This window comes from Micromonospora coxensis, from assembly GCF_900090295.1.
GTDB classification, from domain to species: domain Bacteria; phylum Actinomycetota; class Actinomycetes; order Mycobacteriales; family Micromonosporaceae; genus Micromonospora; species Micromonospora coxensis.
Genome location: NZ_LT607753.1, coordinates 5026835 through 5053063 on the forward strand (window position 1 = coordinate 5026835; position 26229 = coordinate 5053063).

The 26229-nt window shown below is 74.0% G+C and carries 19 protein-coding genes and 1 pseudogene; 17 read left to right on the plus strand and 3 right to left on the minus strand.

What is annotated here, in order from left to right:
* Positions 1-136 precede the first annotated feature (136 nt).
* Complete coding sequence (locus GA0070614_RS23015) at positions 137-1717, plus strand: Rieske 2Fe-2S domain-containing protein (protein ID WP_088977913.1); 1581 nt, start codon at positions 137-139, stop codon at positions 1715-1717.
* 154 nt (positions 1718-1871) lie between these two features.
* Complete coding sequence (locus GA0070614_RS23020) at positions 1872-2492, plus strand: TMEM175 family protein (protein ID WP_172892617.1); 621 nt, start codon at positions 1872-1874, stop codon at positions 2490-2492.
* Between the two features lie 215 nt (positions 2493-2707).
* Here GA0070614_RS23020 and GA0070614_RS23025 read toward each other — a convergent pair whose 3' ends face one another.
* Both GA0070614_RS23025 and GA0070614_RS23030 read right to left on the minus strand, forming a co-directional pair.
* Entirely contained in the window at positions 2708-4309 is a 1602-nt protein-coding gene (locus tag GA0070614_RS23025; RefSeq protein ID WP_088977915.1) for a phytoene desaturase family protein, read from the minus strand.
* Positions 4310-4320: 11 nt separating this feature from the next.
* Positions 4321-5058 (minus strand): TetR/AcrR family transcriptional regulator, encoded by a 738-nt coding sequence (locus GA0070614_RS23030; RefSeq protein WP_172892487.1) that lies wholly within the window; start codon positions 5056-5058, stop codon positions 4321-4323.
* A 269-nt stretch (positions 5059-5327) separates the two neighbouring features.
* Here GA0070614_RS23030 and GA0070614_RS23035 point away from each other — a divergent pair, with 269 nt between their 5' ends.
* Both GA0070614_RS23035 and GA0070614_RS23040 read left to right on the plus strand, forming a co-directional pair.
* On the plus strand, positions 5328-7511 hold the full coding sequence (locus GA0070614_RS23035) for an MMPL family transporter (RefSeq protein ID WP_088977917.1): 2184 nt from the start codon (positions 5328-5330) through the stop codon (positions 7509-7511).
* A gap of 69 nt (positions 7512-7580) precedes the next feature.
* Positions 7581-8744 (plus strand): alkaline phosphatase PhoX, encoded by a 1164-nt coding sequence (locus GA0070614_RS23040; protein WP_088977918.1) that lies wholly within the window; start codon positions 7581-7583, stop codon positions 8742-8744.
* A gap of 158 nt (positions 8745-8902) precedes the next feature.
* On the opposite strand, the pseudogene GA0070614_RS23045 reads toward GA0070614_RS23040, so the two are convergent.
* Positions 8903-9736: pseudogene (locus tag GA0070614_RS23045) on the minus strand (YhjD/YihY/BrkB family envelope integrity protein); the annotation flags it as partial.
* Positions 9737-9787: 51 nt separating this feature from the next.
* On the opposite strand from GA0070614_RS23045, the gene GA0070614_RS23050 reads away from it, so the two are divergent.
* The 13 genes from GA0070614_RS23050 to GA0070614_RS23110 all read left to right on the plus strand — a co-directional run bounded on the left by GA0070614_RS23050 (position 9788) and on the right by GA0070614_RS23110 (position 26142).
* Positions 9788-10333: a GNAT family N-acetyltransferase gene (locus GA0070614_RS23050; RefSeq protein WP_088977920.1), complete on the plus strand. Its 546-nt coding sequence runs from the start codon at positions 9788-9790 to the stop codon at positions 10331-10333.
* A 47-nt stretch (positions 10334-10380) separates the two neighbouring features.
* Positions 10381-10719: a GNAT family N-acetyltransferase gene (locus GA0070614_RS23055; protein WP_088977921.1), complete on the plus strand. Its 339-nt coding sequence runs from the start codon at positions 10381-10383 to the stop codon at positions 10717-10719.
* A gap of 18 nt (positions 10720-10737) precedes the next feature.
* A complete protein-coding gene (locus GA0070614_RS23060) occupies positions 10738-11118 on the plus strand; it encodes a hypothetical protein (RefSeq protein WP_088977922.1) in 381 nt (126 codons plus the stop codon).
* Between the two features lie 281 nt (positions 11119-11399).
* Positions 11400-12041 carry a Uma2 family endonuclease gene (locus GA0070614_RS23065; protein WP_088977923.1) on the plus strand — a complete coding sequence of 214 codons (642 nt, stop codon included), beginning with the start codon at positions 11400-11402 and terminating at the stop codon, positions 12039-12041.
* 43 nt (positions 12042-12084) lie between these two features.
* Entirely contained in the window at positions 12085-13296 is a 1212-nt protein-coding gene (dxr, locus tag GA0070614_RS23070) for a 1-deoxy-D-xylulose-5-phosphate reductoisomerase (RefSeq protein ID WP_088977924.1), read from the plus strand.
* Complete coding sequence (locus tag GA0070614_RS23075) at positions 13296-14537, plus strand: M50 family metallopeptidase (RefSeq protein WP_088977925.1); 1242 nt, start codon at positions 13296-13298, stop codon at positions 14535-14537. The genes dxr and GA0070614_RS23075 overlap by 1 nt, the downstream gene beginning before the upstream one ends.
* A 9-nt stretch (positions 14538-14546) precedes the next feature.
* Complete coding sequence (gene ispG / locus GA0070614_RS23080) at positions 14547-15719, plus strand: flavodoxin-dependent (E)-4-hydroxy-3-methylbut-2-enyl-diphosphate synthase (protein ID WP_088977926.1); 1173 nt, start codon at positions 14547-14549, stop codon at positions 15717-15719.
* 191 nt (positions 15720-15910) lie between these two features.
* The gene (locus GA0070614_RS23085; protein ID WP_088979601.1) at positions 15911-17134 is read left to right on the plus strand and encodes an MFS transporter; all 1224 of its coding nucleotides are present in this window, start codon (positions 15911-15913) and stop codon (positions 17132-17134) included.
* A 47-nt stretch (positions 17135-17181) separates the two neighbouring features.
* A complete protein-coding gene (locus GA0070614_RS23090) occupies positions 17182-18021 on the plus strand; it encodes a GNAT family N-acetyltransferase (protein WP_088977927.1) in 840 nt (279 codons plus the stop codon).
* A 492-nt stretch (positions 18022-18513) separates the two neighbouring features.
* Positions 18514-19653: an ABC transporter ATP-binding protein gene (locus tag GA0070614_RS31240; RefSeq protein ID WP_231933364.1), complete on the plus strand. Its 1140-nt coding sequence runs from the start codon at positions 18514-18516 to the stop codon at positions 19651-19653.
* Entirely contained in the window at positions 19650-21842 is a 2193-nt protein-coding gene (locus GA0070614_RS23100; RefSeq protein ID WP_088977928.1) for a YhgE/Pip domain-containing protein, read from the plus strand. The genes GA0070614_RS31240 and GA0070614_RS23100 overlap by 4 nt, the downstream gene beginning before the upstream one ends.
* Positions 21843-21934: 92 nt before the next feature.
* Positions 21935-22528 carry a TetR/AcrR family transcriptional regulator gene (locus tag GA0070614_RS23105; protein ID WP_088977929.1) on the plus strand — a complete coding sequence of 198 codons (594 nt, stop codon included), beginning with the start codon at positions 21935-21937 and terminating at the stop codon, positions 22526-22528.
* A 107-nt stretch (positions 22529-22635) separates the two neighbouring features.
* Complete coding sequence (locus GA0070614_RS23110) at positions 22636-26142, plus strand: ATP-binding cassette domain-containing protein (protein ID WP_088977930.1); 3507 nt, start codon at positions 22636-22638, stop codon at positions 26140-26142.
* The last annotated feature ends 87 nt before the right edge of the window (positions 26143-26229 follow it).

Sequence of the window (26229 nt, forward strand, 5' to 3'; positions counted from 1 at the left end):
ACGCCCCCGCGACCCGGGCCGTTGGACCCCTTCCGGTCCGGGCGGGTCGGCTCTACCGGCGTCGCGGGACGGCGAGGACACTGCCTCCGGTAGCGTCGGGACGTACACCTTGATTGTCGTTTTGAGGGGGACTGCGGTGCGAGTGACCGGTACGGGACATGCCAGCATGCGGATCGACACGGCCGCGGGCAGCATCCTGTGCGACCCGTGGGTCAATCCCGCCTACTTCGCCTCCTGGTTCCCCTTCCCCGACAACTCCCTGCTCGACTGGGAGACGCTGGGCCAGGTCGACTACCTGTACGTCTCGCACCTGCACCGGGACCACTTCGACGCGAAGCACCTGCGGGACTTCGTGTCGAAGGACGCCACCGTGCTGCTGCCCGAGTTCCCCACCTCCGAGATGGAGGACGAGCTGCGGGAGTTGGGCTTCACGAAGTTTCTCAAGGCGCCGAACGAGCAGGTCGTGGAGCTGCCCGGCGGCCTGAAGATCATGATCCAGGCGTTGACCAGCCCGACCGACGGCCCGATCGGCGACTCCTCGCTCTGGGTGGAGTACGACGGCGTCCGGCTGCTCAACCAGAACGACGCCCGCCCGACCGACCTGAGCGTCTTCGCCGAGCTGGGCCACGTGCACGCGCACATGCTCCAGTTCTCCGGGGCGATCTGGTACCCGATGGTCTACGAGCTGCCGCAGGCGGCGAAGACCGCGTTCGGCAAGCAGAAGCGGGAGCGGCAGTTCGACCGCACCTGGCGCTACATCGACGACCTGAAGGCCGACCACGTCTTCCCGATCGCCGGTCCGCCCTGCTTCCTCGACGACGCGCTGTGGCAGTTCAACGACATCCACGGCGACGAGGGCAACATCTTCCCCGACCAGTCCGTCTTCCTCGCCGAGTACGCCAAGGTCGGCGGCACCAACGGCATCGTGCTGCTGCCGGGCAGCGTCACCGAGGTCACCACCGAGGGCGCGACGACCACCCACCCGGTGCCGGTGGAGGAGTTCTTCGCGAACAAGGCCGCCCACCTCGAGGAGATGCGGGAGCGCAAGCGGCCGGTCATCGAGGCGGAGAAGGCGTCCTGGCGGCACCCCGAGGTGGACGTGCTCGGCGAGATGAAGCGCCGCATCGAGCCGCTGCTCGACGAGTCGATCTACCTGGCCAAGGGGGTTGGCGGCCCGGTCCGCTTCGACCTCGTCGGCTACGACGGGGAGAGCGTCGAGTCGATCGTGGTGGACTTCCCCGGCAAGGAGGTCCGCCCGTACGCCGACGAGAAGGTGCGCTACCGGTTCCGTACCGAGCGGGCGCTGATCGAGCACCTGCTGCACATCGGCGAGGTGGACTGGGTCAACTCGCTCTTCCTCTCCTGCCGTTTCTCGGCCGCCCGGATCGGCCAGTACAACGAGTTCGTCTACGCCTTCTTCAAGTGCCTCTCCACCGAGCGGCTCCAGTACGCCGAGGGCTGGTACGACGAGCACGAGCGCACCAGCGACGCCGAGGACATCACCCTCGGCGACTGGGTGGTGCAGCGCCGCTGCCCGCACCTGAAGGCCGACCTGACCCGCTTCGGCATCGTCGACGGTGACCAGCTCACCTGCCAGCTGCACGGCTGGAAGTTCGACCTGCCCAGCGGGCGCTGCCTGACCAGCGTGGGGCACAAGGTCCGGGCGCACCGCGCCGACGCGAACACCCCGGCCCCGGCCGGCGAGGCGGTCAGCTAGGGCTCGTCCCGGCGCGGGCGGGCCGGGGACGTCCCCGCAAGCCCCGGTTCCGCCTGCACCGACGCCCCCGGCGCGCGACGATCCCCTCATGGGGGCGGCCGGGGGCGGGACGGGGACCGACGATCCGGGGTACCGGTTCGGTCGGCGCAGCGAGATGGCCCGGGACGCCTCGCGGGTGGAGGCGTTCAGCGACGCGGTGATCGCCATCGTGCTCACCCTGATGGCGGTGGAGCTGCTCCAGTTCACCCCGGAGCGGGAGGCCGACGGACTGGCTGCCGCGCTCGGTCACGAGTGGCCCGCCTACCTGGCGTACGTGATCACCTTCGCGATCGTCGGTCAGGTCTGGCTCACCCACCACAACATGTGGCGGTACGTGGTCCGGGTCGACCAGCTGCTGCTCGTGTTGAACCTGACGCTGCTGATGTTCGTGGCGGCGATCCCGGTCACCGCGAACCTGCTCGCCGACAACCTGCGCGGCTCGGTGGCCGACCAGCGGCTGACCGCCGGCCTGTACGTCGGCACGGTGCTGGGCGAGGCCCTCTTCTTCAACCTGAGCTGGTGGTGGGCGCGCCGCCGCTGCCTGCTGCACCCCGGTCTCGACCCCCGCCTGGCGAAGGCGGTGGCCCGACGGTTCCTGCTCGGTCCGCTGCTCTACCTGGTCGCCTTCGCCATCGTCCTCGTCGACCCGGTTCTCAGCCTGCTGGCCTACCTGCTACTGGTGGCCCCCTACCTCATCCGGGGCCCGGGCGACCTCCCCCCGTCCCACCCCACCTGACCACGCCCCCCACGCCCCACGCCCCGCGCCCGCCCCACGCCCCGCGCCCGCGCCGCGCGCCGCGCCCGCCCCGCGCCCTGACCGTCCGTGGGGCGCTCTTTCAGAGAAAGAGTGGCTATCCCTCGCGGAATAGCCACTCTTTCCGTGAAAGTGCGCGGATGCCGGAGCGTGCGGGCGGGGGAGGGGTGGGTGGGAGGGAGGGAGGGTGGGAGGGGTCAGCGGGCGAGGTCGGTGAGGATGCGGTGGGCGGCGTTGTGGCCGGCGGCGCCGATGACGCTGCCGGCGGGGTGGCAGCCGGCGCTGCCGGCGTACACGCCGTCGACGCCGGTGGCGTACGGCATCCGGTCGGTGAACGAGACGGTGTTGTCGACGTGGTGGATGTGCCCGCCGGTGATGCCGAAGTGCGCCTCGATCCCGGGCGGAGCCAGCGGCACCGCGTCGGCGATCAGGTCGCCGGTGCCGGGGGCGTACCGCTCGCAGATGTCGACCAGCCGGCTGACGTAGCCGGGCAGCGCCTCGTCCCAGGTGGTGCCGGCCAGCTCGTAGGGGACCGACTGGACGAAGAGCGCCGACGAGTGGTGCCCGGCGTCGTCGGACAGCGACGGGTCGACGGTGGTGTGCAGGTACCACTCGATGGTCGGCTCGTCGGGCAGCCGGCCGGCCTGCACGTCCGCCCACATCGCGCGCAGCGCCGCCATCGGCGACGCGCCGCCGTCGTCGACCAGCGACGCGGAGCCGGGCAGCAGGTGGATGGTGGAGCCGAACGGGCTGGGCGCGCCCTCGGGCAGGCAGGAGAAGCGGGGCAGCCCGGTCAGCGCCAGGTTGAGCTTGAGGGTGGTGCCGGGGCGGCGGACCGCGGCCATCCGCTCGCCGAGCGGCGCCGGCAGCGCGCCGTCGGGCAACAGCTCCATCAACCGGTACGGGTCACAGGCGCCGAGCACCACGGAGGCGGCGACGGACCGCCCGTCGGCGAGCACCACCCCGGAGGCCGCCCCGCCGTCGAGGGTGATTGCGGTGACCGGCGTACCGGTGCGGATGCGGGCCCCGGCGGCGCGGGCGGCCTCGGCGAAGGTCCGGGACACGGTGCCCATGCCGCCCTCGGCGATCATCCAGGTGCCGCCGGCCCCGGGGAGCCGGCACATGTTGTGTACCAGGAAGTTGTGCCCGGTGCCCGGGTCGTCCGGGCCGGCGTTGAGCCCGGAGAGGCCGTCGGTGACGGCGTACATGCTGACCAGCAGTTCGGAGCGGAAGTCGAACCGGGCCAGGTAATCGGCGACCGAGCCGCGGACCAGGTCGACGAAGACCTGCCGCAGGGCGGGCCGGACGTACCGTTCGGCGGTCTCCTCCACCGGCAGCGGCTCGGCCAGCCAGGCGGGGGCCAGGTCGTCGCGGAGCTGGGCCAGCTCGGCCTGGAGCGCGTCGTCGGCGGCCACGTCGGCGGGGGAGAAGAACTCGGCGAGCTGCCGGCGGGTGGCCGCGGTGTCGCTGCCGAACAGCAGGTACGGCGAGCCGAGCCCGCCCGGGGTGGGCAGGAAGTAGTGCGGGTCGCGGCGCAGCACCGGGATGCGCACGTCGAGCGTGGCGAGCAGCTCCGGCGGCATCAGCCCGAGCAGGTACGAGCCGGTGGAGTGGCGCAGCCCGGGCACCTTGGGGAACGGGTTCTCGGTGCGGGTGGCCCCGCCGATCACGTCGGCGGCCTCCAGCACCAGCACGTCCAGCCCGGCGCGGGCCAGCAGGATCGCCGAGACCAGCCCGTTGTGCCCGGACCCGACGACCACGACGTCGGCGCGGGCCGGCAGCTCACTCGCTTCGCTCATGCCCGGGCAGCCTAGTGCCGGGCGGCCCCCGGCGTCAGGCCGTCACCGGCATCGTCGGGGCGCAACTGGGTGAGCAGGGCGACCAGTTCGGTCTCGAAGAGCGCCTCGGGTTCGTCGACCGCCCAGGAGAGGTGGCCGAAGACCTCCATCGCGACCAGGCCGTAGAGCCGGGTCCAGGCGGAGAGGAAGGCGTACGCGACCTCGATCGGCAGTTCGCCGTGCTTGACGGCGAGCGGGGTGAGGTGCCCGTCGAGCAGGCGTCGCAGGTCGGCGGCGGGCGGGCCGGGCAGTCGGCTGCCCCGGGTCAGCTCGACGAACGGGCCGAGGAAGACCGCGCCGAAGCGGGCCCCGGGGTGGTCGGGGTCGACGCAGCTGTCGGTGAACTCGGCCAGCCCCGGCACCGGGTTGCCGAAGATCAGTGTGAACTCGGCGGGGTGGCCGACCGCCCAGCGGCGCATCGCCCGGCACATCTGGGCGAGCTGCTCCGTCGGCTCCGGCCCGGCGGCGTCGCGGGCCGCCTCGATGTGCTGGCGCAGCTCGTCGTACAGGTCGCCGGCGAGGCCCCCGACCAGCGCCTCCAGGCTCGGGAAGTAGCGGTAGATGGCGGGGGCGGTCATGCCCATGTCGCGGGCGATGGCGCGCAGTGAGACGGCCTCGATCCCACCGGTCACCAGCAGCCGACGCGCTCCCTCCTTGATCTCGGAGAGGGTCGCCGTCCGCAGCCGCTCCCGCCGGGTCGGCGCGCTCATGCCGGCCCCTCCCTGCGGTCGGGACCGGCATGAGGCCGGACCGCGCCGAGCCGGCCGATTCGCTCGCTGCGCCAGCTCATGCCGCTCCCTCCCTGCGGTCGGGACCGGCATGAGGCCGATGCGCGCTGAGCAGGCCGATTCGCTCGCTGCGTTCGCTCATGCGTCAACTCCCTTGACTGGAGCGAACGCCGTTGCGATAGTTAACGGCGTTCACCTCAATGATCCGTGCTTACAGCCTACGACCTTAACGGTCGACGAGGGGAGATGCGATGTTCGCCTGGTGGGGTCGGGTGGTGGTGCGCGCCCGGTGGGCCGTGCTGGCCGCCGCGGCGGTGCTCATGGCGGTCGGCGCCACCTGGGGCGCCGGGGTGTTCGGGGAGCTGACCGGCGGCGGCTTCGACGATCCGGCCAGCGAGTCGAGCCGGGCCGCCGAGCGGGCCACCGCCGAACTCGGCCGGCAGGGCGCCGACGTGATCGTGCTCTGGTCGAGCGACACCGCCACGGTGGACCAGCCGGCCTTCCGGGACCCGGTCGCCGGGACCGTCACCACGCTGCGCCAGCGCTCCGAGGTCGCCACCGTGACCACCTGGTACGACACCTCCGCGCCCGCGCTGGTCGCCACCGACCGCAAGGCCACGTACGCGGTGGTCAAGCTCGCCGGCGCCGACGAGGACACCCGGATCGCGCAGTACGAGCGGCTGCGCCCGGCCCTCGACGCGCCCGGCCTGCGGACCGAGATCGGCGGCACGGTCGCCTTCCAGTACGAGGCGAACACCCGGACCACCGAGGACATCACCCGCGCCGAACTGCTCTCCATGCCGGTGCTGCTGGTGCTGCTGGTGCTCATCTTCGGTGGGCTGGTCGCGGCCACCACCCCGCTGGTCATCGGCGGCCTGGCCGTCCTCGGCGCGTTCGTCGCGGTACGCCTGCTCAATCTGGTCACCGACGTGTCGATCTTCGCGATCAACGTGATCACCCTGATCGGCCTCGGCCTGGCCGTCGACTACGCCCTCTTCGTGGTCAGCCGGTTCCGCGAGGAGCTGGCCGCCGGCCGCTCCACCGCCGAGGCGGTCCGCCGCACCATGCTCACCGCCGGCCGCACCGTGCTCGTCTCCGGGCTCACCGTCGCGCTCGCCATGGCCAGCCTGCTGATCTTCCCGCAGGCGTTCCTGCGCTCCATGGGTCTCGGCGGGATGGCCGCCGTCCTGATCGCCATGCTGGCGGCGCTGACCGTGCTGCCGGCCCTGCTGGCGGTGCTCGGCCACCGCATCGACGCGGTGCGCGTACCCCTGCCGTGGCGGCGGGGGACGCGGCGCGGGCGGCCGGCGGAGGCTGCCGGCGGCGGCGCCTGGGCCCGGATCGCGCGCAGCGTGATGCGCCGTCCGGTGCCCTACCTGATCGGGGTCGCGGTGCTGCTGGTGGTCCTGGCGACGCCGTTCACCCGGATCACCTTCGGCGGCTTCGACGAGCGGGTGCTGCCCGCCGACGCCGCGCCCCGGGTGGTCTCCGAGCGGATCGCCGAGGAGTTCCCCGGCGGCTCGGTCGCCCCCATCGACGTGCTGGTCTCCGGCGTGCCGGCCGAGGCGGTCCGCCCCTTCACCGAGCGGGTGTCGACGGTGGCCGGGGTGACCGCGGTCCAGGTCGCGGCGAGCCGGGGTGAGACGACCCTGCTCTCGGTGACCTACCGCGGCGAACCGACCGGCGACATCGCCCAGGACGTGGTCCGCGAGCTGCGCGACCTGCCTGCCCCGACCGGGGCCGAGGTGCTGGTGGGCGGACGCTCCGCCGCCGACCGGGACCTGCTGGACAGCCTCACCGACCGGCTGCCCTGGATGGCGCTGCTGATGGCCGGGGCGACCCTGCTGCTGCTCTTCCTCGCCTTCGGCTCGGTGGTGCTGCCGCTCAAGGCGGTGCTGATGAACCTGCTGTCCATCGGCGCGTCCTTCGGCGTGGTGGTCTGGATCTTCCAGGACGGCCACCTGTCCGACCTGCTCGGCTTCACCCCCACCGGGTTCATCGACCCGAGCAACCCGATCCTCATGCTCGCCATGCTCTTCGGGCTGGCCACCGACTACGAGGTGTTCCTGCTCTCCCGGGTCCGCGAGGAGTGGGACCGCACCGGCGACAACACCGCCTCGGTCGCCCTCGGCCTGCAACGCACCGGCCGGATCATCACCGCCGCCGCGCTGCTGCTGATCGTCGTGGTGGCCGGCTTCACCACCGGCGGGATGTCCTACATCAAGCTGATCGGGGTCGGCATGATCGTCGCGATCGTGGTCGACGCGACCCTGGTGCGGGCGCTGCTCGTCCCGGCCACCATGCGGCTGCTGGGCCGCTGGAACTGGTGGGCGCCCGGCCCGCTGGCCCGGGTCTACCGCCGCTACGGCATCCGGGAGACCGACGAGCCCGCGCCGGCCGTCCCGGAGACCCGTCACCCCGCGTTCACCGGATAGTGGCTTCCGTCGATGTCCCGTCGGCTCTACCGTCGACGGGACATCGACCATCTTCCGGGAGGACCCCCGATGGACCGTCGTACCGTCCTGCGCGCCACCGTGGTCGGCGCCGCCGCCTTCTCCGGCAGCCTCTGGGCCGGCGCCGCCCTCGCCGCCCCCGCCCAGCCCGGCCCCGGCCCGTACGGCGACCTGCTCCCCGCCGACGGCAACGGCATCCAGTTGCCCGCCGGGTTCACCAGCCGGGTGATCGCCCGCTCCGGGCAGCGCGTCCCCGGCACCTCCTACCTGTGGCACTGGGCGCCCGACGGGGGCGCCTGCTTCCCGGCCGGCACCGGCTGGATCTACGTGTCGAACTCGGAGATCCCGCTGGCCGGTGGCGCGTCGGCGGTGCGCTTCCACGCCGACGGGTCGATCGCGGCGGCGTACCGGATCCTCGGCGGCACCAACGTCAACTGCGCCGGCGGGGCCACCCCGTGGGGCACCTGGCTGTCCTGCGAGGAGGTCCCGCTCGGGCGGGTCTTCGAGACCTGGCCGGACGGCAGCCGCGCCGCCGAGGAGCGGACCAGGATGGGCCGGTTCACCCACGAGGCGGCGGCCTGCGACCCGGACCGCAAGGTGGTCTACCTGACCGAGGACGAGGACGACGGCTGCTTCTACCGCTTCGTCCCGGACACCTGGGGCGACCTGCGCAGCGGCCGGGTGCAGGTGCTCTGCGCCCCGGCCGACCAGGTCACCGGCCCGGTCACCTGGCGCGACGTGCCCGACCGGGACGGCTTCCCGATCCCCACCCGGCACCAGGTCGGCGCGGCGAAGCACTTCGACGGCGGGGAGGGCTGCTGGTACGACCGGGGCACCTGCTGGTTCACCACCAAGGGCGACAACCGGGTCTGGGCGTACGACGCGGTCGGCCAACGGCTCGACCTGGCGTACGACGACTCGCTGGTGCCGGCCGGGGCGGCCCCGCTGACCGGGGTGGACAACATCACCGGCACCGCCGGCGGCGACCTCTACGTGGCCGAGGACGGCGGCAACATGGAGATCAACATGATCACGCCGGCCGGCGTGGTGACCCCGTTCCTGCGCCTGCTCGGGCACGGCTCCTCGGAGATCACCGGCCCGGCGTTCACCCCCGACGGCAGCCGGCTCTACTTCTCCTCCCAGCGCGGCACCAGCGGCAGCGCCACCGGCAGCGGCGGCGTCACCTACGAGGTGACCGGCCCGTTCCGGCGCTGACCGTCCGGTCCGGCGATCCCGTCGCCGGGCTCGCCGCCGTCGCTGCCGCCGGGCTCGCCGCTCTCATCGCCGCCGCTGTCGCCGGGCTCGTCGTCGCCGCCGGGCTCGTCGCCGTCGCTGTCGCCGGGCTCGTCGCCGTCGTCGTCGCTGCCGCCGGGCGCGGCGGCGCGGCGGGCGCGCCAGCGGGACAGCGCCAGGGTGGCGGAGTAGCCGGCCAGCACGATCACGTGGAACAGGTAGAGCCAGAGCAGCACCGCCACCCCGCCACCGATCGCGTCGAACCCGCCGAAGGGCACCCCCAGGTCCAGCGGCAGCGAGGCGAAGAGCACGAAGCCGTGCAGGAAGCCGGAGAGGTTCGCCGCCGTGAACGAGCCCACCGCCAGCGTCGACAGCCAGTCCGGCGAGGCCGGCCCGACCACCCGGAACACCCACATCAGCACCGGGGTGAGCACCAGCCACACCCCCAGGAACGACAGCACCACGCCGAGCGCGCCGATCCAGCCGCCCTGGCGCACCAGCCGGGTGGTGGTGGGCAACGCGATCAGGATCGACAGCAGCAGGGCCGGGGCCGGCGCGAGCAGCGGGAGCAGCAGCAGTCGGCCCCGCCAGCCCACCAGCGACTCGTCCGGGTTGGGCGGGGTGGCCACCGACACGAACGCCCGGCGCAGCCCCTCGCCGTAGAGGGACGCCGGCAGCAACGACGCCAACGCCAGCAGCGGGGTCAACTCCACCCCGGCCGCGACCAGCGCGTCCACCGCCCGTGGCGCGCCGATCGCGTCCGGCAGCGTCTGCACCGCGTACGACGTCAGTCGGCGCACCCGGTCGCCGCCGGCCAGCAGCGCGGTCAGCCAGATCGCCAGCAGCGCGACGGGCACCACGGCGATCGCCCCGTAGAACGTGATCGCGGCGGCGTGCAGCGAGAGGTCCCGGCCGCGTACCGGCCGGAACGCGGCGCTGGTGATCCGCTTCGTCCGCTGCCATGCGTCACCCATCGCGACCTTCTTCCCCGTGCGACGGCCGGGCACGCATTACGATCGCCGGCCATGACGGTGCTCACCACCGAGCGGCTGATCCTGCGGGACTGGACCGACTCCCCGGCGGACCTGGACCGGATCTTCGCCATCTACTCCTCCGACGAGGTGACCCGCCTGCTGTTCGCGCCCGGCCTGCCGCTGACCGAACCCGGACAGGCCCGCGAACGGCTCGGCATCTGGCGGGACCGGCACGCCCACCAGGCCGGCCGGTACGGCACCTGGGCGATCGAGGTACGCGACAGCGGGCTCGTCGCCGGCACCCTGCTCCTCAAGCCGCTGCCCGGCCGGGACGGGGTGACCGCCACCGCCGACATCGAGGTCGGCTGGCACCTGCACCCCGACTCGTGGGGTCACGGGTACGCCACCGAGGCCGCCCGCGCCGTGCTGGCCCGCGAGTTCGCCGCCGGCGCCCCCGAGGTGTACGCGGTGGTCTCGCCCGGCAACCAGGCGTCGATGGCGGTGGCCCGGCGGCTCGGCATGACCCACGTCGGGCAGCGCACCGACTGGTACGGCGGCGAGGTGCTGGAGACCTTCGTCCGCCGCGCGGACGACTGACCCGCCGCCGTTGCCGTTGCCGTTGCCGTTGCCGAGGAGAGTTGGTCATGTCGCCGCACGCCGTCGAGGTCCTCGTCGAGGGCCGGGACGTCCACTTCCGGGTCGCGCACGGCACCCTCACCCTCCGGCCGACCATGGCCGGTCACCAGCTGAGCGACGCGCTGGTCGACGAAGGGCACCGCCGGCAGGGCCGGGGCGGCGCGCTCGTGGCGGCCGCCTGCCGGTGGGCCGACGACAACCGCGCGGTCCTGCTGTGCACCACACCTACCGGACCGACGCAGCGGCTGCTGCGCCGACACGGGTTCTTCGAGGACCGGGGCATCTGGTGGCGGTATCCCGCACCACCGGACCCGGCCTCCTCACCCGAGCTGCCGCCGCCGTTCTGAGCCCACGGGGAGACGACGATGAGCCACGACCCGGACCCGTGGCACCCGCCGAGCCGGCCGGACCCGGCGGCCGGGACGCTCGGCGGGCACGGACAGCGGGTCGACAGCCCGCCCATCCGCGACGACCAGTTCACGATCACCCTCCGCGTCACCGCCGACCGGCAGGTGTGGCAGGTACGCGTCGCGGACGGCCACCGGGTGCAGTGCCTGGCGGTGGAGCACCACGACACCGAGGCGGTGCTGGTGGAGCGGATCCTCGACGCCGTACGGCACGGCAAGCTGGAGCTGGCCGGCATCCGGCACCTGGTCGCCGCCGACGACCCGTGGGCGGACCCCGTCCCGTCCGCCGTCGACAGCATCCGGGCCTTCGTCACCCCCGTCATCGCCACCGCAGAGTGAGCCCTCCCCACGAGGCCGTGCGCACGGGAGAGTCGCCGTCGGTGGAACAGCACGGCTGGCTCCGGACCCGGGTGACGCCCATGGTGTTCCACCGACGAACGGTGGTCGGTGGGGGAGGTGGGCGGCTGGCGCGTCCGGGGCGTTCGCCGCTGACGATGTACCCGCCTGGGGGGCGGGTCCGCGCTCGGCGTCGACGCACAGGCGGTGCGACGTGCTCCTGGGCGGGGCTGCGCGACTAGGCTGGTCGGCAGCGCGATGTTCCGCTGAGGGGGTGAGCCCGGATGGCCCAGGCCGCTTTCGCGCCCGAGCCGGCGCAGCCGACCGAACCGTCGTTCGACGTGCTGCGCTGGCACGACGAGCCGTGGACCGCCCAGCTCGCCCTCGACCTGTTGCCGGAGACCAACGGTCCCAAGGTCGAGGTCCTGAGCGGAAGCGTGATCGTGACACCACATGCCGGAATCGACCACCAGTCGGTCGAGCGTGAACTGCCCTATCTCCTGCACCGAGCGGCGCGCCGAGCGGGTCTCTGGGTGTATCCGGAGATCAACCTGATCTCCGGCAAGGACCTCTTCATTCCGGACATCGCCGTGCTGCGGGTCTCCGGCGGTGGACGAGCGGCGATCGACATCCGGCAGGCGGTTCTGCTGGGCGAGATCGTCTCGCCCGGCAACCGGCGCAAGGACGTGATCGACCGTCCGCGTGAGTACGCCGCCGCCGGCGTCCCGTTCTTCCTCCGGGTGGACCTGCGCAACCGCGTGCCCACCATCGCCCTCTACGAGCTGACCGACGGCGAGCACCGGCCCGTGTCGGCGGCCGCCGCCGGGAGCACGTTCGTCATGCGGGAGCCGTTCGAGTTCTCGATCGATCCGGCCGACCTGCTCGACGAGGAAGCGCCGCCGGAGGACCCGGACACCGAGGGCTGAGGCTCCCAGCGGGCCCACAGCGACGGCGGGGCAGAATGGCCCGGTGACAACTCGCCGCGACCTCGTCCTGCTCGGCTCCACCGGCTCGATCGGCACCCAGGCCATCGACATCGTGCAGCGCAACCCGGACCGGTTCCGGGTGGTGGCGCTCGGCGCCGGTGGCGGCAACGTCGCGCTGCTCGCCGCGCAGGCCCTGGAGCTGGGCGTCGAGGTGGTCGGGGTGGCGAAGGCGACCGCCGCGCAGGACCTCCAGCTCGCCTTCTACGCCGAGGCGAGCCGGCGCGGCTGGGCCACCGGGGACTTCAAGCTGCCGAAGATCGTCGCCGGTCCGGACGCGATGACCGAGCTGGCGCAGTGGCCCTGTGACGTCGTCCTCAACGGGGTGGTGGGATCGCTCGGGCTCGCGCCGACGCTGGCCGCGCTGCGCGCCGGTCGTACCCTCGCCCTGGCGAACAAGGAGTCGCTGGTGGCCGGCGGCCCGCTGGTGAAGGCCGCGGTGACGCGGCCGGGGCAGATCGTGCCGGTCGACTCGGAGCACTCGGCGCTGGCGCAGTGCCTGCGCGGCGGCACCCGCGGCGAGGTGCGCCGGCTGGTGGTCACCGCCAGCGGCGGGCCGTTCCGGGGCCGGCGGCGCGACGAGTTGACCCGGGTCACGCCGGAGCAGGCGCTGGCCCACCCCACCTGGAACATGGGCCCGGTGGTCACGATCAACTCGGCCACCATGGTCAACAAGGCGTTGGAGGTGATCGAGGCGCACGAACTCTTCGACATCCCCTACGCCGACATCACGGTGATGGTGCACCCGCAGTCGGTGATCCACTCGATGGTCGAGTTCACCGACGGCTCCACCCTCGCCCAGGCCAGTCCGCCGGACATGCGGCTGCCGATCGCGCTCGGCCTCGGCTGGCCCGACCGGGTGCCGGACGCCGCGTCGGCCGTCGACTGGACCACGGCGCACACCTGGGAGTTCGCGCCGCTGGACGACGAGGCGTTCCCGGCGGTGGCGCTGGCCAAGGCCGCCGGCGAGACCGGCCGCTGCCGTCCGGCGATCTACAACGCCGCCAACGAGGAGTGCGTCGCGGCGTTCGTCGCCGGCCGGCTGCCCTTCCTCGGCATCGTCGACACCCTCCGACGGGTGCTGGACGAGGCACCCGATTTCGACGAACCAGGTACCGTCGAGGACGTGCTCGCGGCCGAGTCGTGGGCCCGCGCACACGCGCAGGAGATCATCTCGGGATCGGGGAAGGAAGCCTGATGCTGTATCTGCTCGGGGTGGTGGTGATCGCCCTGGCAATCCTCATCTCGGTGAGCCTGCACGAGGCCGGTCACATGCTGACCGCCAAGGCGTTCGGGATGAAGGTCACCCGGTACTTCGTCGGCTTCGGCCCGACCATCTTCTCGTTCCGGCGCGGCGAGACCGAGTACGGCCTGAAGGCCATCCCGCTCGGCGGCTTCTGCAAGATCGTCGGCATGACGCCGCAGGACGACGACGTCGAGCCGGGCGACGAGCACCGCGCCATGTGGCGCTACCCGGTCTGGAAGCGGACGATCGTGATGTCCGCCGGCTCGGTCGTGCACTTCGCACTGGCCGCGATCGCGATCTGGCTCGCCGCGATGTTCATGGGCATGCCGAACAAGGACATTCCGAACCCGCTGCCGGCGCACGTCAAGGTCGTCGACTGCATCCTGCCCGACGGCGCGCAGCGCGAGTGCGCCCCGGGTGACCCGGCAAGCCCCGCCAAGCAGGCCGGCCTGCGCGACGACGACAAGATCCTCGCGGTGAACGGTGTCCCGGTCGCGGACTACGCCGCGCTGACCAAGACGGCCCGGGAGCTGCCCCCGGGACAGCCGGCCACCATCCGGTACGAGCGCGACGGCGTGACCGGCGAACTGCAGGTCACCCCGGCCGCCGTGCAGCGCAAGCCGCTGGACGACCCGGACGGGCCCGCGAAGACCGTCTCCGTGGTCGGTGTGGTCGGCCCGTCGCTGCCGCCGGGCGTCCCGGCCAACGTCACGTACGGCCCGGTCGAGGCGATCCCGGCCACCGCCGGCTACACCAAGGACCTGGCCGTCGGCACGTACGAGGCGATGAAGCGGATCCCGGAGAAGGTGCCCGCCCTCTGGGAGGCGATCACCGGTGGCGAGCGGGACAAGGACACCCCGATCAGCGTGGTCGGCGCCAGCCGGCTCGGCGGCGAGGCGTTGGAGAACGGCGTCTGGCAGATGCTGGTCCTGCTGTTCATCTCGCTGAACTTCTTCGTCGGGGTGTTCAACCTGCTGCCGCTGCTGCCCCTGGACGGCGGTCACATCGCGATCGCCTGGTTCGAACGGGCCCGCTCCTGGCTGTACGGTCTGATCGGCCGCCGGGACCCGGGCCGGGTCGACTACATGAAGCTCATGCCCGTCACGTACGTGGTGATCCTGGTCGGTGGCGCCTTCACGCTGCTCACCGCCACCGCGGACATCATCAACCCGATCACGCTCTTCTCAAGGTGAGTGCCTGAAGTGACCGCTGTCAGTCTCGGTATGCCCGCCGTGCCGCCCCCGCCGCTCGCCCCGCGCCGGGCCAGCCGCCAGATCATGGTCGGCTCGGTGCCGGTCGGTGGGGGTGCGCCGGTCTCGGTGCAGTCGATGACCACCACCCTCACCTCCGACGTCAACGCCACCCTCCAGCAGATCGCCGAGCTGACCGCGTCCGGCTGCCAGATCGTCCGGGTCGCCGTGCCGAGCCAGGACGACGTGGAGGCGCTGCCGGCGATCGCGAAGAAGTCGCAGATCCCGGTGATCGCCGACATCCACTTCCAGCCGAAGTACGTCTTCGCCGCGATCGACGCGGGCTGCGCCGCGGTACGCGTCAACCCGGGCAACATCCGGCAGTTCGACGACAAGGTCAAGGAGATCGCCAAGGCGGCCGGTGACGCGGGCGTGCCGATCCGGATCGGCGTCAACGCCGGTTCGCTGGACAAGCGCCTGCTCGCCAAGTACGGCAAGGCCACCGCCGAGGCGCTGGTCGAGTCGGCGCTCTGGGAGTGCTCGCTCTTCGAGGAGCACGGCTTCCGCGACATCAAGATCTCCGTCAAGCACAACGACCCGGTGGTCATGATCCGGGCGTACCGGCAGCTCGCCGAGCAGTGCGACTACCCGCTGCACCTGGGCGTGACCGAGGCCGGTCCGGCGTTCCAGGGCACCATCAAGTCGGCGGTCGCCTTCGGCGCGCTGCTGGCCGAGGGGATCGGCGACACGATCCGGGTCTCGCTGTCGGCCCCGCCGGTGGAGGAGATCAAGGTCGGCAACCAGATCCTGGAGTCGCTGGGCCTGCGGGAGCGGGGTCTGGAGATCGTCTCCTGCCCGTCCTGCGGCCGGGCCCAGGTGGACGTCTACAAGCTCGCCGAGGAGGTCACCGCCGGCCTGGAGGGGCTGCCGGTGCCGCTGCGGGTGGCCGTGATGGGCTGCGTGGTGAACGGTCCGGGCGAGGCCCGCGAGGCCGACCTCGGGGTGGCGTCCGGCAACGGCAAGGGCCAGATCTTCGTCAAGGGCCAGGTCATCAAGACCGTGCCCGAGGCGCAGATCGTGGAGACGCTGATCGAGGAGGCGCTCCGCCTCGCCGACGAGATGGGCGCCGAGATCCCCGAGGAGTTGCGCGACCTCGTCCCCGGCGCCACCGTCACCGTCCACTGACCCACCCACCCACCCGCCCCCACCCACCCCGCGCCCCGGGGCGCGCGGCGGCTCGGAGCGCGCACTTTCAGAGAAAGAGTGGCTATTCCGCAAGGAATAGCCACTCTTTCTCTGTTTTTGCGGGCGTGGGGGGAGTGGTGTGGGCTGGGGCGGGGCAGCAAACCGTACGTACGTCTTGTTAGGGTGTGGGGGTGTTACTGCTTCCTGAACCGGGGCCGGCCCGGACGCTCGCCCTGTCCACCCTGGTCAACACCGTCGGGCGGGGCACCTGGCTGACCGTCAGCGCGCTCTTCCTGACCCGCTCGGTCGGGCTGACGGTGGCCCAGGTCGGCCTCGGCCTCACCGTCACCGCGCTGGTCGCCCTGGTGGCCAGCACACCGATGGGCTACCTCGCCGACCGGCACGGCCCGCGCGGCATGCAGATCGGCGCGCTGTTCGCCTCTGCCGCGTGCACCGCCGCCCTGGTGGCCGTCCGGTCGTTCGCCACCTTCCTGGTGGTCGGGGTGCTGATGGCGGTCGCCGACGCCGCCACCCGGGGCGCCCGGGGCGCGCTCATCGCCGGGGCCGTCCCCGCCGACCAACGGGTACGCACCCGGGCGTACCTGCGGGCGGTCACCAACGTGGGGATCTCCGTCGGCGCCGTGGTCGCCGGGGTCGGGCTCGCGGCCGACACCCGGGCCGGGTACGTCGCGCTGATCCTGCTCGACTGCGCCACGTACCTGCTCGCGGCGGCGATCCTGTTCCGGCTGACGCCGCTGCCGCCGGTGCCGGCTCCCACCCACGGGCCGCGGCTGGTCGCGCTGCGGGACCGCCCGTTCCTCGCCTTCACCGTCCTCGACGGGCTGATGTCGATGCACTTCGGGCTGCTCAACATCGCCCTGCCGCTCTGGATCGCCGAGCACACCACCGCGCCACGCTGGATCGTCTCGGCCTGCATGCTGGTCAACACGGTGATCGTGGTGCTCTTCCAGGTCCGCGCCTCGCGTGGCACCGAGGAACTGGCCGGGGCCGGACGGGCCGCCCGGCGGGCCGGTGTGGTGATCGCGGTCGCCTGCGCGCTCTTCGCCGCCAGCGGGGACGTGTCCACTCCGGCGGCGGTGGCGCTGCTGCTGGCCGGGTCGCTGGTGCACGTCCTGGGCGAGCTGTGGCACGCCGCGGCCGGGTGGGGGATCTCGTTCGGTCTCGCCCCGGCTCACGCGCAGGGCCAGTACCAAGGGGCGTACGGAATGGGCATGCAGCTCGGCGGGATGATCGCGCCGGTGGTGGTCACCAGCCTCGCGGTCGGCTGGGGGGTGCCGGGCTGGCTCCTGCTGGGCGGACTGTTCCTGCTGCTGGGAGCACTGGTGCCCCCGGTCGTCCGGTGGGCCGCCCGGAGCCGCCCGGTCGACGCCGCGCCGGAGCCCGCCGCCGTCTGACCCGGTCGGCCCGCGCGCCCCCGCTCCCATCTGGCAGGCTGGTAACCGTGCTGACGGTGCCGGTACGCCAACTGGGGGAGTCGGAGCGCCGGGCGGTCGAGCGGCTGCTCGACCTCGATCCGATCGCGGGCGCGCAGGTCGCCGAGCGGGTCGCCGCCCGGGGCCTGGCGTGGTGGCGTGCCGAGGGGCGGGTGCTCGGCTACGGGCCCCGGCGCAGTCTGGAGTCGATCTGTTGGCTGGGCGGCAACCTCACCCCGGTGCTCGCCTCCGAGCCGGCCGTCGCCGCCTTCGCCGAGCAGCTCGCCACCGAGGAGCGGATCTGCTCCTCGATCGTCGGGCGGGCCGACGCGGTGCTCGGTCTCTGGGACCGGCTCTCCGCGTACTGGGGGCCGGCCCGGGACGTCCGTCCGAACCAGCCGCTGCTGGCCACCGACACGCTGCCCCAGGTGCCGGCCGACCCCGAGGTGCGCCGGGTGCGCGCCGGTGAGGTCGACCGGCTCTTCCCGGCGGCCGTCGCCATGTACACCGAGGAGGTCGGCGTCTCGCCGCTGGCCGAGGACGGCGGGCGGGCCTACCGCCGTCGGGTCACCGACCTGGTCCGCTCCGGCCGGGCGTACGCCCGGGTGGTGGACGGCGCGGTGGTCTTCAAGGCCGAGCTGGCGGTGGTGACCCGGCGCACCGCCCAGGTCCAGGGGGTCTGGGTGGCCCCCGAATGGCGAGGGCGGGGGATCGCCACGGCGGCGATGGCCGCGGTGGTGCGCGACGCCCTGCTCCGGGTCGCCCCGACCGTGAGCCTCTACGTCAACGACTTCAACCTGCCCGCCCGCCGGGTCTACGAGCGCTGCGGCTTCCGCCCGGTCGGCACCCTGGCCACCGTGCTCTTCTGACCCCGGGTCCCGTCCCGACGAGCCGTGCGCCAGCGCCGGCGCTGAACGCGGCAGGACGTGGCCCGTCTGCCCGCGTGGCTCCTCTGCCCGCGCGGCCCGTCTGCCCGCATGGCTCCTCTGCCCGCGCGGCCCGTCTACCCGCGTGGCCCGTCTGCCCGCGCGGCACGTCTGCCCGCGTGGCCCGTCTGCCCGCGTGGCCCGTCTGCTCGGCGCGGCCGGAGCAGCGGGGGTGGGGCGCGCGGCGCGAGGTGCGTGCGCGGCCCGACGCGCCTGCTCGCCATGGGCGACTCGGCTGCCTGCACGGCATGGCTGGCCTGCCCGGAATGCGGTGACTCGCCTGCCCGCACGGCCTGCATCGCCTACCCGCACGGCGTGGATCGCCTGCGCGGCATGGCCTGGATCACCCGTGTCCGGGGCTGCGAACCGGACGCTCGGCGCTATGCTGGACATGTTTTTGTACTGACCAGTCAGTTCAACGGCGGCGGGATGTGGATGAAGATCGTCGAGGCGCACGGGCTGGGTCTGCGTACCCGCCGGGGTTGGGTGTTCCGGGACGTCGACCTGACCGTCGAGGCGGGTGAGCTGCACGCGGTCACCGGGCCGCCCGGCAGCGGCCGAACCTCCCTGCTGCTCGCCCTCGCCGGTCGCTTCCCGCACAACGCCGGCACCCTGCGCACCCACGGCCCGGCCGCGCTCGGGCAGGTCGCCGGGGTGCACGAGCCGGATCCCGCGCTCACCGTCGCCGAGCACATCCAGGAGCGCCTGCTGCTGCTCGGGCCGGTGCCGCGCCGACGCCGGCGGCTGGTGCCCGTCGCCGCGGTGCGCGCCCGTCGCGCCTACCGGCGGGACGCCCTGGCCACCGCCCTGTCCGGGGCGGGGTTCACCGGCGACGTGCCGTTGGACCCGGACGTGCCCGGCCGTGACCTGACCCCGGTGCAGCGGCAGGTCCTCGGCCTGGTGCTGGCCACCCTGAGCGGGCCGAGCCTGATCGTCGCCGACGACGTCGACGCCGGCTCGGACGCCCCCGAGCGGGCCTGGCTCTGGGCGGCGCTGACCCGCCTCGCCGACCAGGGGTACGCCGTCGTCGCCAGCGCCCGCGCCGTCGAGCCGGGGACGCGGGCGCACGTGCACCGCCTCGGCGACCCCAGCCTGCCGGCCCGCCCCGACCTGACCCTCCCGCCGCCGCCCGCCACCGCCCCGGCGCCCCGGGCCGCGCCGCCGGTCGATCAGCCGAGCCGATCCACCGCTCTGGACGACCCACCCGCCGACCCCGCGGAGACCGAGACCGGCCCGTCCGCCGGACCGGCGAAAACCGAGATCGAACCGCCCGCCGCTCCGGCGCGCACCGAGACTGGCCCGTTTGTCGGTCCAGCGGTAACCGAGACCGGGCCGTCCGCCGCCCCGGCGGGAGCCGAGACCGGCCGGCCCGCCGGTGCGACGGCGATCGAGACCGGTCGGCCCGCCGCCCCGACGGTAGCCGAGACCGACCGGCCCGCCGGTCCGGCGGCGACCGAAACCGCCGACACAGCCGAGACCGCCGCCGGGACCGCCGGTACCGCCCGGACTGCCGCCGGTACCGCCCGGACTGCCGCCGGTACTGCCCAGACCACCGACACCGAGGTGATCCGATGAGCGTCTTCCGCCTCGCCCGGTTCGAGCTGCGCCGGATGACCCGGGGCCGGCTGCCCCGCGCCGCGCTGGCCGTGCTCACCGTCATCCCGCTGCTCTACGGCGCGCTCTACCTCTACGCGTTCTGGGACCCGTACGGGCACATGGACCGGATCCCGGTGGCGCTGGTCAACGCCGACCGGCCCGCCACCACCGGCGACGGCGAGGTGGTGCACGCCGGGCAGGACCTCACCGAGGAACTGCTCGACCGGAAGGTCTTCGGCTGGACGGTGACCGACGCCGAGGACGCCACCGCCGGCCTGCGTGCCGGCCGCTACCACCTGGTCTTCTCCATCCCGGCGGACTTCTCGGCCACCCTCGTGGCCGCCCCCGAGCCGGACCAGCCGGCCCGGCGCGGCGAACTGCGGGTGGTCAACGACGACGCCACCAACTACCTGTCCGGCCTGCTCGCCCGCTCGGCGTTCAGCGAGATCCGGGCCGCCGCCGCGCAGAGCACCGCCGCCGGTTACTTCGACCGGATGCTGGTCGGCTTCAGCGACATGAAGGCCGAGACCGGCCGGGCCGCCGACGGGGCCGGGCAGCTCGCCGACGGGCTGACCACGTCGCAGGACGGCGCCGACAAGCTCGCCGAGGGCCTCGACGACGCCGAGGCCGGCGCCGGGCGGCTGGCCGGCGGGCTGCGCCAGAGCGCCCAGGGCGCCGACAAGCTCGCCGAGGGCGTCGGCCGGCTGCGCACCGGGGCGACCCAGTTGGCCGACGGCAGCGCCCGGGTCGCCACCCAGACCAGGGCCGCCGCCGACCGGGTGAACGCCGCCGTCGGCACGGTCGACTCCGTCACCGGCCGGGTCGAACCGGTCCTGCGGGAGAACGCCGAGACCATCGCGAAGGCGGCCACCACCGTCGCCGAGGGGGCGGACGCGCTGGCGAAGGGGATCGACGCGCTGCCCCGGCAGGCCGACGACGCCCTCGCCCAGGCCCGCACCGTGCGCGCCCGGCTCGACGCGCTCGTCGCGGAGCACCCCGAGCTGGCCGACGACCCGAACATCGTGGCGGCCCGGGCGGCCGCCACCCGGCTCGTCGCCACCGCCGAGGACATGGTCGCCACCCTCGACCGGCTCGACCTGGCCACGCTGAAGAAGGACCTGCGGCAGGTCGCCGCCAGCGCGCGGAAGGTGGCCGCCACCGCGCCGCGCCTCGCCGACGACGTCGCCGGCGTACGCGGCAAGGTGCACCAGCTCGCCGACGGCCTCGGCCAGCTCGCGGACGCCACCGACAAGGTCGCCAAGGGCAACGCCGAGCTGCGTGACGGCCTCGGCGGGGCCGCCACCGGGGCCGGCGAGCTGCGCGGCGGGCTGGTCAAGCTCTCCACCGGCGCGCGCCAGCTCGACGGCGGCCTGACCCAGCTCGGCGGCGGCAGCGACAGCCTGGCCGCCGGGCTGACCACGTTGGAGGGCGGCGCCGGCCGGCTCGCCGACGGGCTGCTCGCCGGGGAGCGGAAGATCCCCGGGTACGACGACGCGGCCGGCCGCGCCGACGTCCTCGGCGACCCGGTCTCGCTGGACCGGCGCAGCGAGCACGCCGCCGCCTCGTACGGGGTCGGCTTCGCCCCGTACTTCCTCGGGCTGGCGCTCTGGGTCGGCGCGATGATCACGTACCTGCTGCTGCGGCCGGTCAACCGGCGGCACGTGATGTCCGACGCGCCCGCCTGGCGGGTGGCGCTCGCCGGCTGGCTGCCCGCCGCGGCCATCGGGCTGGCCCAGGCCGGGGTGCTCTTCACCGTGGTCACCGTGGTGCTCGACCTCGGCCCGGCCCACCCGGGCGCCACCCTCGGGCTGCTGGCGCTGACCTCGCTCGCGTTCACCGCGATCATGCAGTGGCTCGGCGCCGCGCTCGGCCCGGCCGGCCGGCTGGCCTCGCTCGCCCTGCTGATGCTCCAGCTCACCTCCTCCGGCGGCACCTATCCGGTCGAGACCTCGCCCGGGTTCTTCCGGGCGATCCACCCCTACCTGCCGATGACGTACGTGGTGCAGGGGCTGCGGCACACGGTCAACGGCGGGTCCACCACGACCGTGGTCACCGCGGCGGTGCTCCTCGCCGCGTTCGGTGCGGCGGCGCTGCTGCTCACCGTCGGGGCGGCCCGCCGCGCCCGCCGGCTGACCCCGGCCCGCCTGCACCCCGAACTGACCATGTGAGGATGCTGATGGGCCCGACGGCGGTACGACGACAGGCGGCCCCCGGCCCGCGCCGGTCCCCGGCGGGCCGGCCGGGCGGACGGGGAGGGCCTGTGACGGACGGACGGTCCCGGCGACGGGAGGACACCCGCCAGCGCCTCTTCGTGGCGGCGGTGGAACTCATCGCCGAGCAGGGCTTCTCGGCCACCACCGTGGACGACATCGCGGCCCGCGCCGGGGTGGCCAAGGGCACGGTCTACTACAACTTCGAGTCCAAGACCGTCCTCTTCGAGGAGTTGCTGCGCCACGGCATCGGGCTGCTCACCGCCGACTTCCGTACGGCGGTGGCGGGGCTGCCGCCCCGCGAGGCGCTCGCCGCGCTGGTCCGGGCCGAACTGGAGTACATCCAGCGCTACCGGGCCTTCGCCCAGCTGCTGCTGTCGGAGATGTGGCGGACCAACCGGGAGTGGCAGCAGACGCTGCGGCTGCTGCGCGGCGAGGCGATCGAGGTGATCGCGCAGACCGTGCGCGCCGGGGTGGACAGCGGCGACCTCCCCGCCGACCTGGACGTGCGGACCGCCTCCTCGGCGCTCTTCGGCGTCGGGCTGGTGGTGGCCGTGGACTGGCTGGTGTTCCAGCCCGACCGGCCGATCTCCGACGTCGAGGAGTCGCTGCTCGGCATCGTCCGGCGAGTCGCCCGCACCTGAGCCGGCGGTCCTCTGCCCGGGGCGTAAATGCGTTGAACCGTGGTGGCCGGACGGCCAGGCTGGGGTCACCGCCTTTTCACCACCCCGAGTCCGGAGGGACCGAAACCGTGCGCCTGCTCCGTGATCTCTGGGCCACCGCGCCGCGCCGAATGGCCGCCGTGGTGCTGCTGGTCGTCCTCGGCGCCGCCGGGCAGGCCGCCGGCGCCGCGCTGGCCGGCCCCGTCCTGGTGCAACGCTCGTCCGGCTGGTTCGTCGGGCTGGCCGTCGCGCTGGTCGCCGCCGTCGTCAGCGAGCTGGTGATCGGCCTGGTCATGGCCCGGCTGACCGCCGACTGGTCGGCCGACGTACGCCGCCGGCTCTGCCGGGTCGCGCTCGGGCAGGACCTGCCCACCCTGGAGACCACCCCGGTCGGCGAGCTGCTCGACCGCATCGACAACGACGTCTACCAGGTCGCCTCCGAGGTGCGGGGCACCGGCGTCCGGCTGGTGCAGGGCCTGGCCGTCTGCCTGCTCGCCACGGTGACCGCCCTCGTCGTCTGGTGGCCGGCCGGTGTCGCCATGGTGCTGCTGACGGCGCTGCTCGTCGTGGCGCTGCGCCGCCCCACCGCGCGCATCGGCCCGGCCCGGATGGCCGAGGAGGAGGCCTGGTCGGACCTCGCCGCCGTGATGGAGGAGGCGGTGCACGGCCAGGACGACGTCCGGACCAGCCTGGCCCGGCCGTACGTGCTGCGGCTCTACGCCCGGCGGGCCGCCGAGGTGCTCGCCCGGGCCCGGCAGGTGTTCCGGATGACGGCCTGGGTCACCGCCATCGCCGGTGGCGCCGTCCGGGTGGGCATCGTCGCCGTGGTGCTCGGCGGGGCGTGGGCGCTGACCACCGGCCGGGTCGACGGCAGCCGGCTCACCGCCATCTGGCTGCTCGCCATCGCCTTCGGGGCCACCAGCGAGCACCTCGCCCGCTGGGTGCCGCAGGTGCAGTACGCGCTCGGCGCGTGGGCCCGGGTGCAGCTGCTCGCCGGCTCCCGGCAGGAGCCCGAGGGCGGGGCCGCCCCGGTCGACGGCGACCTGACCGTGCGTGGGCTCACCTTCCGCTACCCGGCGACCGAGGACGCCGAACGCGGGCCGGCGCTGCGCGACGTCCGGCTCACCTTCGCCCGGGGCCGGTCGTACGCGCTGGTCGGGCGGACCGGGTCGGGCAAGTCGACGCTGGCGAAGGTGCTCACCCGCGCGGTGGACGTGCCCCGTGGCACGGTCTACCTCGGCGACACCGACCTGGTCGACCTCGACGTCGAGCAGCTGCGCCGGTGGATCGCCGTGGTGCCGCAGCGCACCGAGATCCTCGCCGGGACGCTGGCCGAGAACGTCGCGCTGTTCGACCCGGACCTGGTCGACGACGCCGGCCGGGCGCTGGAGGAGCTGGGGCTGGCCGGCTGGATCGCCGAGCTGCCCGACGGGCTGCACACCCGGCTGGGTGACGGTGGGCACGTGCTCTCCGCCGGCCAGGAGCAGCTCGTGGCGTTCGCCCGGATCCTGGTGCGCGACCCCCGCGTGGTGATCCTCGACGAGGCGACCGCCCGGCTCGACCCGGTCACCGAGCACCGGGTGCGCCGGGCCACCGAGCGGCTGCTCACCGACCGGATCGGCATCGTCATCGCGCACCGGCTCTCCTCGGTGCGGCGGTGCGACGAGGTGGTGGTGATGGCCGACGGCAGGGTGCGGGAGGCCGGCCCGCTGCGCGAGTCGGCCCACTTCGCCGAGCTGCTGGCCACCAGCCACGCCGGCGCGTACGCCGCCAGGGGGGCGAGCCGGGGCGGGGTGGACCTGCTGCCGGCCCCCGGCGGGGAGTGGGACACCGAGCCGGAGAGCGCCGGGTCACAGAGCGCCGCGACGGCGCCGCCGCCGGTGGCCGTACCCCGGGCGGACCCGCCGCCGCTGCCACCGCAACCGCCCGCGCGGACCATGCGGGAGATCCTGCGTCTGGGTATGAACGACCCGCGCTACGGCCTGGTGTCGGTCGGCCTGTTCTGCGTCGGGCTGCTGCTCGGCCTGGACGGCGCGGTGCTGCCCTGGCTCTGGGCGGACGTCGTCGACGGCGGCAGCCCGTGGCTGCCGGCGCTGGGCATCAGCGCGGCCCTGCTTGTGGTGCTGCCGGTGCCCTTCCTCACCAGCGCGTGGTTCCCGCAGTGGTGGGTGCGGCAGATGCTGCGGATCAGCCTGCGCCTGGTGCACGGGCAGACCGGGCCGCGCCGGGTCAGCGGGCACACCCCGGCCGAGGTCGTCGCCCAGGGCGGCGACACCGAGCGGGTGGTGGAGCTGGCCGACAACCTGGTCGACCAGTTCATCGCGCTGACGCTGCTGATCAGCATGACCGTGGTGACCGGCAGCATCGTGCCGGGCCTGTTCTTCGTCGGCACGATGATCGTCTCCGGGCTGACCGCGACCCTCTTCGGGCCGCGCCTGGAACGCTCCGCCCGGGGCACGGTGAAGGCGCGGGCCGCGTTCGCCACCGCCCTGGTGTCGTCGCTGTCGGCCGCGCGGACGGTCAAGCTGGCCGGCGCCACCGGTCCGGTGCTGGCCCACCTCGCCCGGCTGGACACCGTGCGCAGCGACCGGCAGCGCCGGGAGATCGCCATGCAGGTGTGGGCGCGGTCCACACCGGCCATGGCCAGCGGACTGCTGCCGATCGGCGCGTGGGCGCTCTACCTGTCCGGTGGACTGTCGGCGGGGGGCGTGCTGGTGGCCGTCTCCACCCTCGGGGCGGCCCGCTGGTTCGCCTGGACGACGGCGTCGCTGGTGTCGCACTACCCGTCGGCCCGGGTGTGGACCCGGCGGACCGTGTCGATGTGCGGGGTCGCGGCGTACTCGGCGCCGGTGCCCGGGGTGGACATCGTGGCGGGCACCGCGCCCGCGCCCGAACCGCCCGCCCGCCGGCCGTTGCGGCGGCTGGAGCTGGCCGGCTTCGGCGCGCTGCACACCGACGGGACGCTCGCCGTGCGCGACGTCGACCTGACCGTCGAGCGGGGGCAGCTCGTGCTGGTCGTCGGGCCGGTCGGCTCCGGCAAGTCGTCGCTGCTGCGGGCGCTCGCCGGGATCGTGCACCACACCGGCGAGCTGCGCTGGAACGGTGACCCGGTCACCGAGCCGGAGCTGTTCCTGCGCCCGCAGCAGGTGGGCTACGTGGGGCAGCTGCCCCGGGTGCTCTCCGGCACGGTCGCCGAGAACATCGCCCTGGGCCACGACGTGGACGCGGCCGGCGCGGTCACCACCGCCCAGCTCGACCACGACCTGGCCGCGGCCGGGGGCGGGCTCGGCCTGCTCATCGGCCACAAGGGGACCCGGCTCTCCGGCGGGCAGTTGCAGCGGCTGGCGCTGGCCCGGGCGCTCGCGCCCCGTACCGAGCTGCTGGTGGCCGACGACGTGTCGTCCGCGCTGGACGTCACCACGGAGCTGGCGCTCTGGGCGGCGCTGCGCGAGCACGGGGTGACCGTGGTGGGCTCGACGTCCAAGCGGGCCGCGCTGGTCCGCGCCGACCACGTGGTGGTGCTGCGCGACGGCCAGGTGGCCGCCCAGGGCCCCTGGCGCGACCTGGAACCCCGCTGGTCCCACCTGGCGGGTTGACCCCGCCCGGCTGCTCGACCGTTCGCGGCGTGTCGCGGTGTCCCGGCACGGTGACACCGCGACACGTCGCAAACGGAGTGGAGCCCG